Origin of the sequence: Pedobacter aquatilis, assembly GCF_030409415.1 — a bacterium.
Classification (GTDB): domain Bacteria; phylum Bacteroidota; class Bacteroidia; order Sphingobacteriales; family Sphingobacteriaceae; genus Pedobacter; species Pedobacter aquatilis.
In genome coordinates, this window is record NZ_JAUFPW010000006.1 from 1 (window position 1) to 1618 (window position 1618).

The 1618-nt window shown below is 38.5% G+C and carries 1 protein-coding gene; it reads left to right on the forward strand.

All coding sequences use genetic code 11. The annotated features are described in order from the left end of the window. The first annotated feature begins 1004 nt into the window (after positions 1-1004). The gene (locus QWY86_RS01150) at positions 1005-1598 is read left to right on the forward strand and encodes a hypothetical protein (protein WP_290237776.1); all 594 of its coding nucleotides are present in this window, start codon (positions 1005-1007) and stop codon (positions 1596-1598) included. The last annotated feature ends 20 nt before the right edge of the window (positions 1599-1618 follow it).

The window sequence follows — 1618 nt, forward strand, 5'->3', positions numbered from 1 at the left end:
CAATGTCATTAACTTAAGGGAATCATAGGGTAAGGAACTGTAAAAACAGTTCCTTTGTGCTTTCGAAACAACCCCCATGACATCAACAAACATAGAAATAATCTTGATATTAAAAGATTTTTTACAACAGGTTCAAAACAATCCCGAGCTACGGAATCATTTTGCATCATCCCAAAGTTTTACCAGACAAAGGAAACTACCCCTTGATCGAATTGTCTACCTTGTTATTAGTCTTCTCAAGCGTAGCCTTTCGGTAGAATTAGAGGATTTTTTCGCTACTCATCATCCATCAGAGGCTTGTGCCACCAAGGCTGCATTTTGTAAGCAGCGAGAAAAGCTGCATTATAGTTTTTTTGCACTTTGGAATGCGGTGTTAGTTAATTCCTTTTACCGTCTTTATGGCAAGCAGATAAAACGATGGAATGGGCTCAGACTGGTTGCTATCGATGGTTCGACAAGCTATCTAGTCAACAAACCTGAACTGTTTGAGCATTTTGGTATCCAGATTAACCAATCTACATCTGTGGTTATGGGCAGGATCATGACTGCAAGAGATGTACTCAACGGTATCAACATCTGTTCCCAGTTATATCCAATCAATACATCTGAGCAGCAAATCGCCTATCAGTGGATCCCGAATTTGGAGAAAGATATGCTGGCAATTTATGACAGAGGTTTTCCGAGCTTTACTGCAATGTATCTTCACCTGGAACAGGAAGCTCCTGTCAATTTTGTGATCAGGTGCAAGAATAATTTCAATAAAGAGGTTTCTTGTTTTTCTCAGTCAGGGTGTTCAGACCTTTTAGTTGAAATGAAAGCAACCAACAGTGCCATTTCTGAACTTTATAAACAGGGCTATAAGGTGACATCTGAAACCAAAGTCAAGGTACGGCTCGTTAAGGTTCAGCTCCCTGATGGTAAGACTGAAATACTAATAACAAGTCTGTTGGACACCAAAAAGCATCCACTACACCTATTTGGAGAATTATATTTTNTTAGTTGAAATGAAAGCAACCAACAGTGCCATTTCTGAACTTTATAAACAGGGCTATAAGGTGACATCTGAAACCAAAGTCAAGGTACGGCTCGTTAAGGTTCAGCTCCCTGATGGTAAGACTGAAATACTAATAACAAGTCTGTTGGACACCAAAAAGCATCCACTACACCTATTTGGAGAATTATATTTTAAACGCTGGGGAATTGAAACAGAATATGCCATGCAAAAGAACTACTTGCAGCTCGAACTTCTAAGCGGTTATAAGGTCAACACCATACTTCAGGATTTTCATGCGTCCATATTTGTTAGCAACCTGCAGTATATCTTGTCTATACCTGCACAAATCAAATCGGAAAAGAAGCACAAAAATCGAATCTACAGCTACCAGATAAATAGAAATATTGCGATTGGGAACCTAAAGCATTGTTTAATAACCCTTTTCAGCCGAAAAGATACTAAAGCTTTAATTCAAAAAATTGAAAAGTTATTTGCAAGATATATTGAGCCCGTCAGGCCGGACAGACAACTCTTGCGAATCGTAAAAAGTAAAAGAACCAAAGGAAAATATCAAACATGGACCAACTACAAAAGAGCGATATGAGCCTTAAGTTAATGACATTG